Raw genomic sequence first — 15,695 nt, 5'->3', positions numbered from 1 at the left:
CGCTGGTTAAGACCCGGTGGTGAGGGCATTTCCCGCCGGTTATGCAGTCCTGCCGCCCCTATAGTCAGCGCTGTGATCTGGGCCCGCTGGCGCCGGGAGGCCAACAGCACCGAGGAGGGTGGCCTTGATCCCTTTGCCGACCTGCTCGAGGAAGCGCCCGTCATGGCGCTGCTGCTGGATCGCAACAACCGCCTGCTGGCCGCCAACCAAGCCGCCCGGGGATTCTTCCAGATCGACGTCGGGCGGCTGCCTCAGGGTCTGCTCCAGGCGACGCGTGAGAGCCGGTTGGCGGAGGTGCTGCGGGCGGGCCGGCCCGACGGGGAAGTCCGACTGACCCATCACCGGCGCACAGTCGCGACGCGCCTGGTTCCAGGTCCGCGGCCGGGCGACACGCTCCTGTTCGCCTCGGACGTGACCGAGCTGCGCCGCCTGGAGAGGGTGCGGCAGGAGTTCGTAGCCAATCTCTCCCACGAGTTGAAGACGCCGCTCACCTCATTGCGTCTGGCCGCCGAGAGCCTCGTAGCTGATCCCCCGGAGGGGGCGCGCCGCCGCTTTGCGGAGCGCGTGGTGCAGGACGCCGACCACCTGACGGCGCTGGTCAACAACCTCCGCCAGCTGGCCGAGATCGAAGCTGAGGGTGGCAACCTGGCGGTCTCCCGCTTTGGCCTGGCCGAGCTGCTGCAGGAGGTGGTCCAGCGCAGCGCTCCGGAGCAGCTGATCAACCTCCGGATTCCCAGCTCACTCCAGGTCGAGGCCGACCGCTCCAAGCTCGCCCAAGCTCTAGCCAACCTGCTGGACAATGCAGCCAAGTTCTCACCCGCCGGAACCGGTATCGACATCAGGGCCAGAGCTGTAGAGGGCGAGGTTCACATAACCGTGCGGGACCACGGTCCCGGTATCTCCCCCGAGCATTGGGAACGCGTCTTCGAGCGCTTCTACAAGGTGGACCAGGCGCGCTCGCGGGCCTCCGGTGGGTCAGGCCTGGGCCTGGCCATCGCGAAACACCTGCTGCTCGCCCAGGGCGGCCGCATCTGGACCGAAGCCGAGCCGGATGGCGGCCAGCGGTTCACCATCGCCCTCCCCGAACGCCGAGCCGACACAGTGCCACAGGCCTCATGAAGTTGGCGGCGGTGGCGGTCAGCCGGACCGGGTTACATTGTCCGCAGGCCCCTAACCCTTAACCATTAGTTAACCCCACGCTTGAATAATCGAAGCGTGGTTGCCAGACCTCAGACCGGGACGCCAACGGCCGGCAGTTCAACAGTCAGTCCGCATCTGACAGCTCTGGAGGGCGCGCCGCAGACACTTGTCTCGGTCGAAGGCGTCTCCTTCTGGTACGGCAAGCGGCAGGCCCTGAACCAGCTTGACCTCGCCATCCCGCACCGGCGCGTCACCGCGCTGATCGGGCCTTCCGGGTGTGGCAAGAGCACGCTGCTGCGGATGCTGAACCGGATGTACGACCTCGTGCCCGGGAGCCGAACAGCAGGCAGGATCCTATTCGGTGGGGAGGACATCCTGGCGACCCGCCAGCTGCTGGAGCTGCGGCAGAAGATAGGCATGGTCTTTCAGAAGCCCAGCCCCTTCCCCATGTCGATTCGCGACAACGTAGCCTTTGCGCCGCGCCTGCTCGGCTGGGGCAAGAAGCGCATCAACGACGCGGTCGAGCGCAGCCTGCGGGACGCGGCCCTGTGGGACGAGGTGAAGGATCGGCTGAGCGCGTCAGGCACCTCGCTCTCGGGCGGTCAGCAGCAGCGGCTGGCGATCGCGCGGGCAATCGCAGTCGGCCCGGAAGTGATCTTGATGGACGAGCCCTGCTCGGCCCTGGATCCGATGGCCACGCTGAAGATCGAGGACCTGATGCGCCGCTTGGTCGAGACCTACACGATAGTCATCGTCACTCACAACATGCAGCAGGCGGCGCGGGTCGCCGATCACACGGCGTTCATGCTGATGGATCCTGAGCACGGCTACGGCGAGCTGGTCGAGTTCGGCAACACGACCGACATCTTCCAAAAGCCGAAGGACCCGAGGACCGAGGCATACATCACCGGGCGGTTCGGATGACAGTCACCCGGCACAGCTTTCAGCTGGAGCTGGACTTGTTGCGGGAATCGCTGCTGCGCATGGCGGGCATGGTCGAGGCGCAGATAGACGACGCTCTCAATGCCCTGCGCGCGTTTGACCAGGAAGCCTCCGACGAAGTGCGGCACAACGACCAACAGATCAACGAGCTGCACAGGCAGATCCGGGAACAGGTCTTTGTCGTCATCGCCACCCAGCAGCCTGTCGCTCGTGACCTGCGGACGCTGATGGGCGTGCAGTCCATAGCGCTCGAGCTGGAGCGCATCGGCGATTACGCGGTACGCATCGCGCGTCGCGCCACGATGCTGGCAGGTCTTCCCCACCGACCGCTGCGCACCGAGTTCGGGCTGATGGGCGAGGTTGCCAGCCAGCAAGTGAGGGACATCCTGGACGCGCTGATCGAGCAGAACGCCGCCAGCGCGGCAGAGGTGGCTGCCAAGGACGACGAGATCGACCGCCTCTACCATCGCGTCTTCGACGAGTTGATAGCCGAGCTGGCCGCGCTGCCGGATGACGCCGACCGCGAGCAGGAGGCGCTCCGCTGTGTGACGCTGATCCAGGTGGCTCACAACTTGGAGCGCATAGGCGACCGCATAGCCAACGTCGCGGAGGACATAGTGTTCCTGCAGTCTGGTCAGGTAGTGGAGCTCTAGCTGGGACACGAGGTGGACAGAATCCTGATCGTCGAGGACGACGAAGGCATCCGGGAGACGCTGCGCTACAACCTGGAAGCAACGGGCTACGCTGTCAGCGAAGCCGGCGACGGCGCGGTCGGCCTGCGCACTGCCCACAACCTGCGGCCGGATCTGGTGCTGCTGGACCTGATGCTGCCGAGCATGAGCGGGATGGACTTCTGCCGGGCGTTCCGCCGCGCCAGCAGCGCTCCGATCATCATGCTCACCGCCAAGGACTCGGAGGTGGACAAGATAGTCGGCCTCGAGCTGGGGGCGGACGACTACATCACCAAGCCCTTCTCCGTGCGCGAGGTGCTGGCCCGTGTTCACGCTGTCCTTCGACGCAGGAACGATGGCCAGGGCGAGCGCAGCCAGCCCGAGCAGGAAACCATAGGCAACTTCAGCCTTGATCGGCCAGGCCGGCGCGTGATGGTGGACGGCTCCGAGGTGCATCTGACCAGCCGCGAGTTCGATCTTCTCTCCCACCTGATCGCCCGGAGCGGCCGGGTGCAGTCGCGCGAGATGCTGCTCCAGGAGGTCTGGGGCAATACCTTCGTGGGCGACCGCAAGACAGTCGACGTGCACATCCGCTGGCTGCGCGAAAAGCTGGCGGACCGGGTGCCGCTGGAGATTGTGACTGTGCGCGGCGCCGGCTACAGGCTGGACAGGCGCAAGAGCGGCGGGCCGGAGGCTGCCGGCGACCAGGCCCCGGCCATCTCGGTAGCACGTTAGCGGTTTGGAGACAGCTCTCCGGACCGGCCTGCGCCGCTGGGGCGGCCGGGGCTCGGCCGAAGGCTTCCGCTACTGGTCGGCGCTGGCCGGACTGCTGGTGCCGCTCGTGCTCGTCGCAATCGTGCTGGTGCTCCTCCTCCAGGCCCAGCCCGCGCTGAGCCGCTTCGGCCTTGGCTTCCTCACCGCGCGGGCGTGGAATCCTGTCAAGCAGGAGTTCGGCGCCCTTCCCTTCCTCTACGGAACGGTGGCAACCAGCCTGCTGGCGCTGTTGATGGCTCTGCCTGTGGGGGTGGGAGTCGCGCTGTTCCTGGCCGAACCCGGGCTGCCGCGCGTGCGCGGAGCGCTGGGTCTCGGCGTCGAGCTCCTGGCCGGCATCCCCAGCGTCGTTTACGGCATCTGGGGCCTCTACGTGTTGGCGCCCTGGCTGCTGGAGCATGTGAGCAAGCCACTGACCACGCGGCTCGGCGGCTTTCCCCTCCTCGCCGGACCTGCCCGCCAGACAAACCTACTGCTGGCTTCCATAGTCATCGCGATCATGATCCTGCCCACGCTCGCCTCGATCTCGCGCGAGGTGCTGAAGGCGGTGCCAAACGGCATCCGAGAATCGAGCCTGGCGCTCGGCGCAACCTGGTGGGAGACTGTGTGGCGGGTGGTGCTGCCCGCGGCACGGGCAGGCATCTTCGGCGCTACTGTGCTGGCCCTGGGCCGGGCGTTGGGGGAGACCATCGCTGTGACCATGGTGATCGGCAACACGCCGGTGATACAGACGTCGCTGCTGGGACCGGCCTACACGCTCGCCAGCGTGATCGCCAACGAGTTCAGCGAGGCAACTGGCCAGGTTTACACGGCCGCCTTGCTGGAGCTGGGTTTGGTGCTGGTGCTGCTCACCCTGGTCATCAATCTGCTCGCCCTGCTGCTCGTCCGCAACACAGGCAGACAGCTGGCGTGAGCCGGAACCGCCGGCGCCTGTTCTTCAGCGCCGCGGCGCGAGGTGGGATCTGGCTGATGGCCGCGATCGCCTTGCTGCCGCTGGCGTTGGTCCTCCTCCATACAGTGACCAACGGTCTGCCCGCTGCTTTGTCGGTCAACTTCTACACGCATGTGGAGCGGCCGGTGGGCATTCCGGGGGCTGGCGTCTCGCACGCGCTGACGGGGACTCTGGTGATGGTCGGCATCGCCTCGCTTTTGGCCATCCCCGTCGGCGTGGTCGGCGGCATCCATCTGGTCGAGTACGGCGGTGGTCAGCTGCCCCGGGGCATCCGGCTGGCGGCTGACGTGCTGGTCGGTACGCCCTCCATCGCTGTGGGTCTCTTCGTGTACGCCATCGCCGTCGCGCCCTTCCACCACTTCTCAGCGCTCAGCGGCGCCGTGGCGCTCGCAGTCCTCATGCTGCCGATTGTCCTGCGCACGACAGAATCGGCCATCGCACTGGTGCCCAATGGGATCCGGGAGGCGGGGCTGGCCCTGGGCCTGGCGCGCTGGCGGGTTGCCCTGCAGCTCATCCTGCCTGCCGCCGCCCCGGGCGTCCTGACCGGCTGCCTGCTGGCTGTGGCCAGGGCGGCGGGCGAGACGGCCCCGCTGCTCTTCACCGCCTTCGGCAACAAGTTCTACACGCTGGACCCGACGAGGGCGATGTCCGCCCTGCCGCTGATCGTCTTCCACGACGCACTGACGCCCTATGAAGATCTGGTCCGACAGGCGTGGGGGGCCGCCCTGCTGCTCGTCGCGCTGACGCTCTTCACCAACGTGCTGAGCCGGCTGGCGTTGCGCCGCCAGATAGCGCTGGCCGGCGGCCAGTGACGCGGGACTTGGTGCTACGATCACACGCAACGTGATCTGCGCAGCGAGCGTCTGGAGCTATTGGTACTCGTTTACGGAGCCGGCGGGAAGCCGGAGCCGGACGAGCTAGCTCACCCTCGTCTCCGCTCCCCCGCCGGCACCGGCGTGCTGCAGGTGGGAGATCAGCGAGGAGACGAGACAGTTGTTACAGATAAGCGAAGCCAACCCTCACATCCGTCGCCTCGTGCGCATCGGCAGCATGGTGGTTGGCGGCAGCCGGCCTGTGATCATCGCCGGACCGTGCGCGGTGGAACCCGCCTATGTCGAGCAGGCGATGTCCTGCGCCGGGGCTGGCATCGACGCGCTTCGCGCCTGCCTCTTCAAGCCCCGCACCCACCCTGATAGCTTCCAGGGCCTGGGCGCCGCGGCGCTGCCCCTGCTGGCAGAAGTCCGCCAGCGGACCGGCCTGCCGCTCATCTCGGAGGTCCTGGCGGTGGAGGACGCAGAGGCATTGGGCGAGAGCGTTGACGGCTTCCAGGTCGGAGCCCGCAGCATGCACAACGTCCGGCTGCTGGAAGCCCTGGGTGAGCTTGGCCGCCCGGTTCTCCTGAAGCGTGGTCTCGCCGCCACCATTGACGAGTGGATCGCCGCGTCCGAGTACATCCGTCGCCGCGGCAACGATGAGGTGGTGCTGTGCGAGCGCGGCATTCGCACCTTTGAGCCGCGGACGCGTAACACGCTGGATTTGAACGCGGTGCTCATCGCCCGGGAGCTGACAGACCTCCCCGTGATCGTCGATCCCAGTCACGCCGCCGGCAATCGAGATTGGGTGCCGGCTTTGGCCAGGGCGGCTCTCGCGGTGGGTGCCGACGGTCTCCTGGTCGAGGCGCATCCGGCGCCGGCGCTGGCCTGGACGGATTCGGCGCAGGCCATTGACGTGGCAGAGTTGACCGAGCTGGTGATCGCCACCGTGGTGGCGGCGGCTGGGCGCTGATCGCGGGACTGGCGCCAGCGGCCGAGCGTCAGCCGCAGCGCGTCAGGCTCAGCCCGTCCGTCTGGGCCCCGTGCTTTCTGGCCCAGGTCGCCAGCATCCGCTGCAGGCTCGCGGCGCCCTGGTCATCCCGGCTCGCGTAGCTGAGCCGCATGCAGTACTGAGCGCCGCTCGTCCAGGCGACGTAGCTGTCTCCGCCCCAGCCGCTGGTCGCGGCCTGCAGATCGCCCGGGCTCACCCCGGGGTTACCGTAGAGGTCGTTCAGCATCAGGTTGAGACCGAACTCGCCCCAGACGCCCTTGTCGAAGATGGGACCGTCGGCCCCCGGCTCCCCCACCGGCTTGGGCGCCTCGCCGCCCAAAAAGCGATCGGGATGAATCACCAGCGCCGAGGCTTGAGGTGGGGTACGGAAAGCTTGGTCCAGCGCTGACTGACCCTGGCTGCCGCGCAGCGCCACGACAAACCGCGGGCCCACGCTGTAGGGGAAGCTCAGAATCCTGATGAGCACAGGGGGGACATCGGCTGGAACGCCGCCACCGCTCTGCGAGTCAATCTCACTTTTCTCAGCTGGGGACAGGCTGGCGATGTAGGCGTTCTCCACCGATACAGCGTCGCCTTCGACCAGCGCCGAATACGCCTCACCCTGGTCCTCGGTGAGGTTCTTCTGGTGCGCCTGCAGATCGAACCACTGGTCCTGCAGCGCGTGGGTCAGCTCGTGCACCACCACATGCCTGACCGCCGCGCTGGCGGTGTCGCCGCGCACCACCAATTCCTTGGTAGCAGGGTCGTAGTAGCCGATCACCGCGCCGCTGAGCAGCGCCTCCTCGGCCTTCTCGACATCGACCCCCGGCTGGACGAGATCCAGCGCGCGAAGCAGCTTCGCCTCGCGGTCCAAGTCAGCGTGATCTTTGGCCTGGAGCTCGGCGATGCGCTGAGCGAAAGCCGCGTCACTCAGATGGTTGACCTTGACCGGCAGCATGAACGAGAGCCCCCGGTGCGCCTCCACGAACCGCTCAGCTTCAGGAACGAAGGCCTCGATGCTTCCTGGCGGCCGGGCCGGCGCAGAGGAGGGTGAGATTGTGATCGACGGCCTTACTGAGGGTGAAGCGGCCACCCGCCGGTGGGGCAGCAGGCTGGTGAGCTGCTTTCCGCCGGGCGGCGCACAGGCCGCCAGGAGGAGCGCGACGACGATCGCGCTTAGAGGCCGGAAGATGGTCATACGCATCGCCGCCTGCCAGGATAGCCGCCGCCGGGTTGCCCAACCGGGGGATGGACGGCCTGGAGGCTCAGCCCCGGCCGCGGCTCAGGCGCTGGCGCAGGGTCGGCAGGAGGCCCGCCGGCAGGAAGAGCATCACCAGGACCATCACGCCGCCGTAGGCGGCGTAGCTCAAGATGGCTGGCGCTTGCCTCGGCAGCCCAGGCTGGCTGGCCGCCGCCTGCAGAACCTGGACCAGAAGCACTATGACCGCAGCGCCCAAGACAGCTCCCCACACCTCGCCCAGGCCACCCAGGGTAGCCATCACAATGAACTGGATCGAGAGCAGGATCGGGAAGGAGCCGGGCGAGAGGTATTCCAGGAAGAAAGCGTAGACGCCGCCCGCGAGACCTGCATAGGCCGCCGAGATGGTGAAGACCTTCAGTTTGTCGGCCCCAACTGCCACGCCGGAGGCGGCGGCGCCGATCTCGCTGGTGGCCAAGGCCCGCAGGCCACGACCCGGTCGCGACCGCACCAGGTTCCGGGTCAGGACGATGACCAGGGCCGCCACCAGCCAGCCGACGTAGCAGTAGACGAGTGGCGAATTGAGGTCGAGCTCTGAGTCCTGGCCCTGGTTCAGCACCGGCAGGAGTGGCGGAATGCCGCCCAGCCCAATGTCACCCCCTGTGATGCCGCGCGCCTCGGCCAGGATGGTGAGCACTATCAGCTGAAAGGCAAGCGTCGCAAAGGCCAGATAGTGGCCGCGTAGGCGCAGCACCGGGACGCCGATCAGGGTGGCCACCACTGCCGAGCCCACCGGTGCCGCGGCGAGCGCCAGCAGCTGGGGCAGGCCGTGCTTGGCCAGTAGGCCGGCGGTGTAGGCGCCGAGCGCGTAGAAGGCGGCCTGACCGAGAGAGATCTGCCCGGCCAGCCCCATCAGCAGCGAGAGCCCAACCGTGACGACAACGTAGAGCGTGAAGAGCACGAACACTGTCTGCTTGCCCGAGTCGAGCAGCGGCGGCAGCAGCAGCGAGGCCAGGGCGACGCCGGCGATCAGCACCGATGACGGTCTCAGGAACCTCGATCGCAGCACTGTGGTCATGAGCCGCGCCTCAGTCCGCCTGAGCCCGGCGGCTTGCCTGCCAGACGAGGATGCCCACGATCAGCACCAGCGACACTCCCTTCTGGTAGGACGCATGTGAGTAACCGGCCACCAGGGCCTCCGCCACGCCGATGACGAGACCGCCGACGAGCGCCGCGCCGGGCCGTTGCAGGCCGCCGAAGATCGCCGCCGCGAAGCCGTTCACCGCCAGGTCCACGTCGGAATCGAATGTCAGCGAGCGCAGCGGCAGCAGCAGGACCCCCGCCAGACCTCCGAGCAGCCCACCCACAGCGAAGGCGGCGATGCCCACGCGTGTGACGTTGATGCCCGCCAGCCTCGCCGCGTAGGCGTTGGAGGCGCAGGCTGTGAAGATCTTGCCCAGGTAGGTGCGGTTGAAGAACAGCAGCAGGGCGGCAAAGCTGACCACAGCGCCGGCCACTATCAGCAGGTACTGGCGCTGCAGCGTCAGCCCGGCCAGGCTGAACACTCCCGGAACACCTTCGAACTGGAGCGGCTGGTCGCCCCAGATCGCGACCTCGACGGCATAGAAGAGGAAGCCGAGACCGATGGTGATGATGAGCGAGGCCAGAAGCGGCGTCCCCCGGCGGCCGATGCTGATGACGCCGACCACCCCCCCGGCCGCGGTCGCCAGGAGAACTGCAAGCAGCTCCGAGACGCCGTGCGGCAGGCCCGCGCGCAGCGCGGAGAAGGTCACATAACCCGCCAGGATGGCAAATCCGCCCTGGGCGAAGTTGACCACCCCTGTCACGCGGTGGATGGTCACGAAACCAGTCGCCACCAGGGCGAAGGCGCAGCCGGTGGCGATACCGCTGATCAGGTACTGGAGGAGCGCGCTCACGCCTCAGCGTCCTCACCGCCGGATGCCACTGGCACCGGCTCCGGCGCTCCGCCCAGGTAGGCGGCCTGCACCGCCGCACTCGAGGCGAGCTCCTCGGCGGACCCGCTGAGGACTATTTGGCCGGCTTCCAGCACGTATGCGCGGGGACAGAGCTCCAGAGCCAGGCGGACGTTCTGCTCGACCAGCAGAATCGCAGTCGCCCTTTCGCGGTTGAGCGAGCGCAGGTACTGGGCGAGAGAGTCAACCACCAGCGGCGCCAGGCCCAGCGAGAGTTCGTCGATGGCCAGCAGATCAGGCGTGGACATCAGCGCTCGGCCAACCGCCACCATCTGCTGCTCTCCGCCCGACAGCGTGCCGGCGATGCGACCGCGCAGCTCGCGCAGGCGGGGCAGCAGCTCGTAGACCGCCGCTGGATCGCGCTGCCTGACCGACCAGGCGCCGATGCGGAGGTTGTCCTCCACGCTCATGTCGGCAAAGAGCTGCCGGCCCTCCGGCACCTGGGTGACGCGCCCAGAGAGCTGGATCCGGCCGGCCGCGGGCCGGATCACCCCGCTGATGGCGTTCAGCAGAGTGGTTTTGCCGGCGCCGTTCGGTCCGACCAGGGCCACCATCTCGCCCCGAGCGACCTGCAGGCTGACGTCAGCCAGCGCCACCGCTGCGCCATAGCGGACAGTCAGGCCCCGGACCTCCAGGAGCGCCTCAGCCACCGCTGGCCACGCTCTTGGTCTCGGCCGCCCGGCCCAGGTAGGCGGCGATCACCGCCGGATCCTGGCGGATCTGCGCGGGCTCTCCCTCCGCTATGACACTGCCGCGATCCATGACGGTTATGCGGTTTGCCAGCCGGGTGACGAAGGCGACGTCGTGCTCGACCAGCAGCATGGTCAGCCCTTCCGCTCGCAACTCCTCGATCAGCCGGGCGAGCGCCTCCCTCTCCCCACTGCGCAGACCGCTGGCCGGCTCGTCCAAGAGCAGCAGCGTCGGTTCAGAGCAGAGTGCCCGCGCCACCTGAACCGCCCGCTGCTGGCCCAACGGCAGCGATTGGGCGGCCGTGCCGGAGAGATGGGCCAGGCCCGCCCGGACCAGGGCCTGTTCGGCGCGCCGCCGGATGAGCGGTTCCTCACGCCGGTGCCTGGGCAGCCGGAGAGCGGCTTCGACGAAACCGTGGTGGGTGCTCGCATGCGCGCCCACCATGACGTTCTCCAGCACCGTCATGCCGCGAAAGAGGCGCACCGACTGGAAGACGATGGCGGTGCCCAGGCGGGCGCGGGCCTCGGGGCTCAACCCGTCCAGGTTCCGCCCCTCCAGCGCCACAGTGCCGCTGTCGGGCCTCAGCAGTCCCGCGATCAGGTTGAACAACGTCGACTTGCCGGCGCCGTTGGGGCCTATCACCGCATGCAGGGCCCCGCGCGCCACTGCCAGCGAGACGCCGTTCACAGCTACCACGCCACCGAAGCGGCGGGTCAGGTCACTGGCGCTGAGCATTGTTTGGCTGGGCGGAATCAGGCTGCGCCCGCCGGGCTGCTATTTGAGCTTGCTGAACTGCTGGTTGGCGTAGTCGGTGGGGACCAACGCGTTTCCTCTGACCACTCCGATCTCGACATAGTCCACAGTGATCCCTGAGTGGTCGGACTTGCTCATCTTGTAGGTGCCCTGCGGCGTCTGCAAATTGGCCGACTCCAATCCGGCGAGTATCTCTGAGGTCGTCGTGCCCTTGCGCTTCATGGCATCGGCCAGGAGCTGAACTCCGATGTAGCCGTCGAAGGCGAACTGCGGCGGGTAGCCCGAATTGCTCTGGGCGTACTTGTCGGCCATCTTCTTGGCCAGCTTCTTGGCGCCGACGTTGTCGGGCAGCGACTGACCCATCACACCGATCTGAGCTGGCACTATCACACCCTCCGAGGCGGGACCCGTCGCATTGGGGCCGAAGTACAGTGGGGTCGCCTGCGCATGGCTGAAGATGAGCGGCAGCTTCAAGCCCAGGTTCTTGTAGGCCTTGGTGATGCCCACCGCCGGGCCGCCGGTGACCCAGACCAGCAGCGCCTGCGAGTCAGAGGCCCTGAGCTTGGTGAAGAGCGGTGAGAAGTCCTTAGTGTCGCGGGCGCTGAAGGGCTCGTCGTCGGCGATCGTGATGCCGTTCTTGGCGGCGAGAGTCTTGGTGGCCTGATAGCCGCTGGTGGCGAAGGCGTTGTCGCTGGCGTACCAGAGGCCGAGCTTCGTCAGCTTCTGATCCTTCAGGTAGCGGACGACGCGATCGGCGGTGACGCTGGCTTTGGCGGGCGTCATGAAGAGGTTGGGGTTGACTGGCTCCACTATCGTGTCCGAGGCGGCCAGCGAGACGACTGGTACCTTCTTCGACTGCAGCGGCCCCTGCTTGATGGCGAGAACCGCGTCAGATAGGACTGGACCGAGTACCGCTGTCACCTTCTCGTCGCTGAACGTGTTGAAGGCGATCACGGCTTGAGCGGGATCAGTCCTGTCGTCCTGATAGATGACCTGCAGCTTGCGGCCGTTGATGCCGCCGGAGCTGTTCACCTCATCGACGGCTATGTCGATGCCTGCCTTGTTCGCGGTACCCAGCGTCTGATAGGCGCCCGACAGTGAGGTGATGACGCCCAGCTTGATGGGCGAGGTGTCCGTCGAGGTGGAGCTCTGTCCACCGCTTCCGCCGCAGGCGGCGAGAACGAGAGCCAGGCCGGCGCCCAGAATGCGGAAGGTCCCTAACTTCATGTCGCCATCTTGCCTCCTGGAGGCAGGGACGCGCAACCGAGGAATGGGACTCCCCTCACCGGACCCAGGGGGGCGCAGGTCCGCCTAGGTAGCGATCTCCCCCCTGTGCGCGGCGAAACCCTCACCAGGGAACCAGCCCGGGATGTGGTTCAGAAACTCATCGTCCGCCGGGTGTTCGGGAAAGACCTTGTGTGGATTGAGCAGGCCCCTGGGGTCCAGCAGGTCCTTCAGCTGGCGCATCAGCGACATGGCCAGCGGACTGTGCTCGAGCTGGGCGTAGTCGCGCTTCAGCACGCCCAGGCCGTGTTCCGCTGAGATCGTCCCGCCCAGCTCCAGGGCGTCGCGGAAGATCCGGCCGGCCACCGCGCTGATCAGCGGGCGCTGCTCGTCGGTGAAGAGCAGTGACGGGTGCAGGTTGCCGTCGCCGGCGTGGCCGACCGTGCAGATGCGGACGCCGCTTTCCTCGGCCAGCCGGCCCAGCCTCCGCAGCATCTCCGGGATGCTCCCGATGGGGACCGCCACATCCTCTGAGAGCCGGTTGTAGGGCATCTCCATCAGCAGCTTGCCGAAGTTCCGGCGGGCGTGCCAGAGCCGGTCGCGCTCAGCGTCTGATTGAGCTATGCGGTTGTCAGCGCCATCCAGCAGCTCCACCATCCCGAAAAGCGCCGTCTGCACCTGCTCAGAGTCGTGACCGTCCTGCTCGATCACCAGCACCGCCTGGATCTCTGGCGCGAAGGGCGGCTGCAGGACCGCGTGCACCGCGTCGATGGCGTAGCGGTCCATGATCTCGAGGGCTGTCGGAAAGTGGCCACCGCCGAGCACTCGGGAGACCGCCGCCCCCGCCTCTTCCAGACTGCAGAAGCCGACCATGGCAGTGGCTCGGTAACGCGGGTTGGGGATGAGCTTCACTATCACTTCGGTCACTATGCCGAGCGTCCCCTCGGAGCCGATGAAGAGCTGCTGCAGGCGGTAACCGCTGGAGCGCTTGCGGAGTCTGCCGCCCAGGCGCAGGATCTCGCCGCTGGCGAGGACCACTGTCAGGCCAACCACGTAGTCAGCGGTCACCCCGTACTTGACGCAGCGCATGCCGCCGGAGTTGCAGGCCACGTTGCCCCCAATCGTCGACATGCTGATGCTGGCTGGATCGGGTGGGTACATCAGGCCCTGCTCGTTGGCCAGCTCGTCGATGCGTGCTGTGATGACTCCGGCGCCGGCGACCGCAACGGTGTTGGCGACGTCCAGCTCGAGCTGGTCCAAGCGGTCCAGGCAGACGACCACTCCGCCGGCCAGCGGCACAGGTCCCCCGACCAGGCTCGTACCCGCGCCGCGCGCGACAATCGGCAGATCCCGCTCGGCACACAGGCGGACCACCGCCGCAACCTCTTCGGTGCTGGCGGGGTGAACGGCGGCGCTCAGGTCGTGCTGCAGGAAGGTGACGTCGTGCGTGTAGTCCTGCGCTGCCTCACCGGTTTGGACGTGGGCGTCGCCGACCAGAGCGGCCAGACCGAGGATGAGGCTCTGGTCAGTGACCGCGGACATTGTCTGGCCACACTCGCAGGCTGACGGGGTAGCTCCGCGCAAAGTTGGCCACGCTGCCCGACACCTGCTCCATCCGCGCTCTGTACTTGGCCACGTATTCAGCGTGCTGATCACTGGGCGTCTCGCCCGGGGTGAGCTCGGCGCGCCCGGTGAACACGATGATGTCACCACCCTGGCCGTTCCCATCGAAGTTGAGCGCTACCCGCGGCCTCGATTCGATGTGCTTCAATCGCGCCGCGTCAGCACGGTTGTAGACGAGCACACTCTGCCCGTCCCAGAGAAACCAGACAGGATTCGGCTGCGGCGTCCCCTCCCGCCCAGTGGTGGTGAGCCAGATAACCGGCTCCTCCCGGAGCCGGCGCTGCACACGCTGGCCGAAGTCGCTGTCGAGCTGGAGATCGAGACCTTTCGCCATTTGCCTAGAGCTTAGAGACCCATCCACCAAGGCCGCCCTCCCTTCTCCGCAGTTTCGGCTGTTGAGACGTCAGGCGGTTCCGCCGGGATGGATGAAGGGGGTAGTCGTGGCGAGCTGGACGAAGCCGAGACGCTGGAGAATCGGGCGGCTGTAGGGGGTGGCGTCGACCTGTAGGTAGCGGAAGCCCCGGGCCGACGCGAGGCCAGCTCGGTAGGCGACCAGCGAGCGGAACACGCCGCGGCGGCGCCAGGCTGGCAGCGTGCCGCCGCCCCAGAGGCTGGCGAAGTCGGTGCCGGGGTGGAGGTCCACGCGCCCGGCTGCGATGGGAGTCTGCCCGGCCCAGGCGACCACTGCCGCGGCTGTACTGGGCTTCCGCGCGATGCGGACCAGCAAGCTTCTGCCCACAGGGGCATGGTCTCCGCCGAACACCTCGTCATGCACGCGCACCAGCGCGTCGGCGCCCTGCCCGTCGACGACTGCCCGCAGTTCCACGCTCGGGCGCGGCGGCGCATCGAGCGGGAGCTCTGCCATCTCGGCGACCAGCAGGGCCTCGACCGGCTGGGGCCTGAAACCGGCAGCGATCAGCCTGTCAGGTAGGTCTCGGGGCTGGTCGTATGAGTAGTGCTTCCACTCCCAGGCGCGAGACAGGTCTGCGAATCGGCTGATCTCAGCAGCGATGACCGAGTCCGCGTTGGCATCGTCCAGATCGCACCAGGTCACCCCCGTCCACCCCTCCCCGCGGGAGATGCTTCGAATCACCCGGGCCTCCTGCTCGACGCATCCGTCCGGCGCGTCAGGCTTCGGCTGCCGGCGTATCTGCTGGTCGAAGGCCGCGAGCACCGCTTGTCCGTCCATGCGGTCACAGGCCAAAGGGGGCGTAGGGCAGGAGGTTGGTCAGCGCGCTGGTTATCAGCAGCAGGTTGTCGGTGAGCAGGAACAGGCCCATGATCACGAGCACCGCCGCAGAGGTCAGGTCGATCAGTCGCCGGTGCCGCCCGAGCACCGTGACCAATGAAGCGGCTCGCTCGATCCCCACGGCGAGCAGCAGGAACGGTAGGCCCAGGCCGAGGGTGTAGACGATCATCTGGAGCAGGCCGAACGCGCTGGCGCCCTGGTTGATGGCCGAGCTGATCACGGCGCCCAGCGTTGCGCCTATGCAGGGCGTCCAGCCGGCGGCGAAACCCAGACCCAGCAGGAAGGCGCCCAGCACGCCACCACGCTCGGGCATCCGGTCCAGGAAGCGAAACTCGCGATAGAGAAGCGGCAGCCGCACGATCCCCGCCGTCTGCAGCGCCAGCAGGATGACCACCACCCCCGCCACCGGCAGGACGACACCGCGCACCGGCGTGAGAACCGCTCGCAAGAGGTAGAAGGTCGGGATGAAAACGAGGCTCACCCCGGCGACGAAGGCTGCGCCGCTGGCGACTACGCGGGTGCGCCGCGGCAGCACTGCTGCCCGCCCTCCGCCGCTGCCCTCTGCTGCGGGCTGATTGGCTTCCCCGGTCAGATAGGCGGCGTAGGCGGGGACCAGTGGCAGGACGCACGGCGAGAGGAAGGAGACAAGTCCTGCCGCAAAGGCGAGCGAGAGCGCAAGCATCTA

17 protein-coding genes are annotated in these 15,695 nt (G+C 67.5%); 7 read left to right on the top strand and 10 right to left on the bottom strand.

Features of this window, described 5'->3' with window-relative positions:
- The first annotated feature begins 72 nt into the window (after window positions 1–72).
- The 7 genes from ACR2MZ_RS14675 to aroF all read left to right on the top strand — a co-directional run bounded on the left by ACR2MZ_RS14675 (window position 73) and on the right by aroF (window position 6,261).
- Window positions 73–1,119 (top strand): sensor histidine kinase, encoded by a 1,047-nt coding sequence (locus ACR2MZ_RS14675; protein ID WP_434005794.1) that lies wholly within the window; start codon window positions 73–75, stop codon window positions 1,117–1,119.
- An 81-nt stretch (window positions 1,120–1,200) separates the two neighbouring features.
- Window positions 1,201–2,064 (top strand): phosphate ABC transporter ATP-binding protein PstB, encoded by an 864-nt coding sequence (gene pstB / locus ACR2MZ_RS14670; protein ID WP_434005793.1) that lies wholly within the window; start codon window positions 1,201–1,203, stop codon window positions 2,062–2,064.
- Window positions 2,061–2,735 carry a phosphate signaling complex protein PhoU gene (phoU, locus tag ACR2MZ_RS14665; RefSeq protein WP_434005792.1) on the top strand — a complete coding sequence of 225 codons (675 nt, stop codon included), beginning with the start codon at window positions 2,061–2,063 and terminating at the stop codon, window positions 2,733–2,735. Before pstB ends, phoU begins: the two co-directional genes overlap by 4 nt.
- Window positions 2,736–2,747: 12 nt before the next feature.
- Window positions 2,748–3,488, top strand: a complete 741-nt coding sequence (locus ACR2MZ_RS14660) for a response regulator transcription factor (protein ID WP_434005791.1) — start codon at window positions 2,748–2,750, stop codon at window positions 3,486–3,488.
- Between the two features lie 4 nt (window positions 3,489–3,492).
- Window positions 3,493–4,437, top strand: a complete 945-nt coding sequence (pstC, locus tag ACR2MZ_RS14655; RefSeq protein ID WP_434005790.1) for a phosphate ABC transporter permease subunit PstC — start codon at window positions 3,493–3,495, stop codon at window positions 4,435–4,437.
- A complete protein-coding gene (gene pstA, locus ACR2MZ_RS14650; RefSeq protein ID WP_434005789.1) occupies window positions 4,434–5,288 on the top strand; it encodes a phosphate ABC transporter permease PstA in 855 nt (284 codons plus the stop codon). The genes pstC and pstA overlap by 4 nt, the downstream gene beginning before the upstream one ends.
- Window positions 5,289–5,448: 160 nt before the next feature.
- Window positions 5,449–6,261: a 3-deoxy-7-phosphoheptulonate synthase gene (aroF, locus tag ACR2MZ_RS14645; RefSeq protein WP_434005827.1), complete on the top strand. Its 813-nt coding sequence runs from the start codon at window positions 5,449–5,451 to the stop codon at window positions 6,259–6,261.
- A 28-nt stretch (window positions 6,262–6,289) separates the two neighbouring features.
- Here aroF and ACR2MZ_RS14640 read toward each other — a convergent pair whose 3' ends face one another.
- The 10 genes from ACR2MZ_RS14640 to ACR2MZ_RS14595 form a co-directional block, all read right to left on the bottom strand.
- On the bottom strand, window positions 6,290–7,477 hold the full coding sequence (locus tag ACR2MZ_RS14640) for a hypothetical protein (protein ID WP_434005788.1): 1,188 nt from the start codon (window positions 7,475–7,477) through the stop codon (window positions 6,290–6,292).
- Window positions 7,478–7,544: 67 nt separating this feature from the next.
- Window positions 7,545–8,555: a branched-chain amino acid ABC transporter permease gene (locus ACR2MZ_RS14635; RefSeq protein WP_434005787.1), complete on the bottom strand. Its 1,011-nt coding sequence runs from the start codon at window positions 8,553–8,555 to the stop codon at window positions 7,545–7,547.
- A 10-nt stretch (window positions 8,556–8,565) separates the two neighbouring features.
- Complete coding sequence (locus tag ACR2MZ_RS14630) at window positions 8,566–9,414, bottom strand: branched-chain amino acid ABC transporter permease (RefSeq protein WP_434005786.1); 849 nt, start codon at window positions 9,412–9,414, stop codon at window positions 8,566–8,568.
- Complete coding sequence (locus ACR2MZ_RS14625; RefSeq protein WP_434005785.1) at window positions 9,411–10,121, bottom strand: ABC transporter ATP-binding protein; 711 nt, start codon at window positions 10,119–10,121, stop codon at window positions 9,411–9,413. The genes ACR2MZ_RS14630 and ACR2MZ_RS14625 overlap by 4 nt, the downstream gene beginning before the upstream one ends.
- Window positions 10,114–10,896: an ABC transporter ATP-binding protein gene (locus ACR2MZ_RS14620; RefSeq protein ID WP_434005784.1), complete on the bottom strand. Its 783-nt coding sequence runs from the start codon at window positions 10,894–10,896 to the stop codon at window positions 10,114–10,116. Before ACR2MZ_RS14620 ends, ACR2MZ_RS14625 begins: the two co-directional genes overlap by 8 nt.
- Before the next feature lie 39 nt (window positions 10,897–10,935).
- Window positions 10,936–12,141: an ABC transporter substrate-binding protein gene (locus ACR2MZ_RS14615; protein WP_434005783.1), complete on the bottom strand. Its 1,206-nt coding sequence runs from the start codon at window positions 12,139–12,141 to the stop codon at window positions 10,936–10,938.
- Window positions 12,142–12,225: 84 nt separating this feature from the next.
- The gene (locus ACR2MZ_RS14610) at window positions 12,226–13,680 is read right to left on the bottom strand and encodes an FAD-binding oxidoreductase (RefSeq protein WP_434005782.1); all 1,455 of its coding nucleotides are present in this window, start codon (window positions 13,678–13,680) and stop codon (window positions 12,226–12,228) included.
- Entirely contained in the window at window positions 13,664–14,095 is a 432-nt protein-coding gene (locus ACR2MZ_RS14605; protein ID WP_434005781.1) for a TIGR03667 family PPOX class F420-dependent oxidoreductase, read from the bottom strand. Before ACR2MZ_RS14605 ends, ACR2MZ_RS14610 begins: the two co-directional genes overlap by 17 nt.
- Before the next feature lie 69 nt (window positions 14,096–14,164).
- Window positions 14,165–14,950 (bottom strand): GNAT family N-acetyltransferase, encoded by a 786-nt coding sequence (locus tag ACR2MZ_RS14600; protein ID WP_434005780.1) that lies wholly within the window; start codon window positions 14,948–14,950, stop codon window positions 14,165–14,167.
- Window positions 14,951–14,954: 4 nt separating this feature from the next.
- Entirely contained in the window at window positions 14,955–15,692 is a 738-nt protein-coding gene (locus ACR2MZ_RS14595; RefSeq protein ID WP_434005779.1) for a cytochrome c biogenesis CcdA family protein, read from the bottom strand.
- Window positions 15,693–15,695: the final 3 nt, after the last annotated feature.

Source organism: Candidatus Dormiibacter sp. (assembly GCF_050999135.1).
Lineage (GTDB): Bacteria > Chloroflexota > Dormibacteria > Dormibacterales > Dormibacteraceae > Dormiibacter > Dormiibacter spiritus.
This window is presented reverse-complemented; position numbering and strand designations above follow the sequence as displayed.

Bases quoted from the DNA above. Each gene is read 5' to 3' on its own strand.
- phoU (WP_434005792.1), top strand. From the start codon at position 2,061: ATGACAGTCACCCGGCACAGCTTTCAGCTGGAGCTGGACTTGTTGCGG.
- ACR2MZ_RS14615 (WP_434005783.1), bottom strand. From the start codon at position 12,141: ATGAAGTTAGGGACCTTCCGCATTCTGGGCGCCGGCCTGGCTCTCGTT.
- ACR2MZ_RS14635 (WP_434005787.1), bottom strand. From the start codon at position 8,555: ATGACCACAGTGCTGCGATCGAGGTTCCTGAGACCGTCATCGGTGCTG.
- ACR2MZ_RS14595 (WP_434005779.1), bottom strand. From the start codon at position 15,692: ATGCTTGCGCTCTCGCTCGCCTTTGCGGCAGGACTTGTCTCCTTCCTC.
- ACR2MZ_RS14600 (WP_434005780.1), bottom strand. From the start codon at position 14,950: ATGGACGGACAAGCGGTGCTCGCGGCCTTCGACCAGCAGATACGCCGG.
- ACR2MZ_RS14620 (WP_434005784.1), bottom strand. From the start codon at position 10,896: ATGCTCAGCGCCAGTGACCTGACCCGCCGCTTCGGTGGCGTGGTAGCT.
- ACR2MZ_RS14610 (WP_434005782.1), bottom strand. From the start codon at position 13,680: ATGTCCGCGGTCACTGACCAGAGCCTCATCCTCGGTCTGGCCGCTCTG.
- ACR2MZ_RS14640 (WP_434005788.1), bottom strand. From the start codon at position 7,477: ATGACCATCTTCCGGCCTCTAAGCGCGATCGTCGTCGCGCTCCTCCTG.
- ACR2MZ_RS14605 (WP_434005781.1), bottom strand. From the start codon at position 14,095: ATGGCGAAAGGTCTCGATCTCCAGCTCGACAGCGACTTCGGCCAGCGT.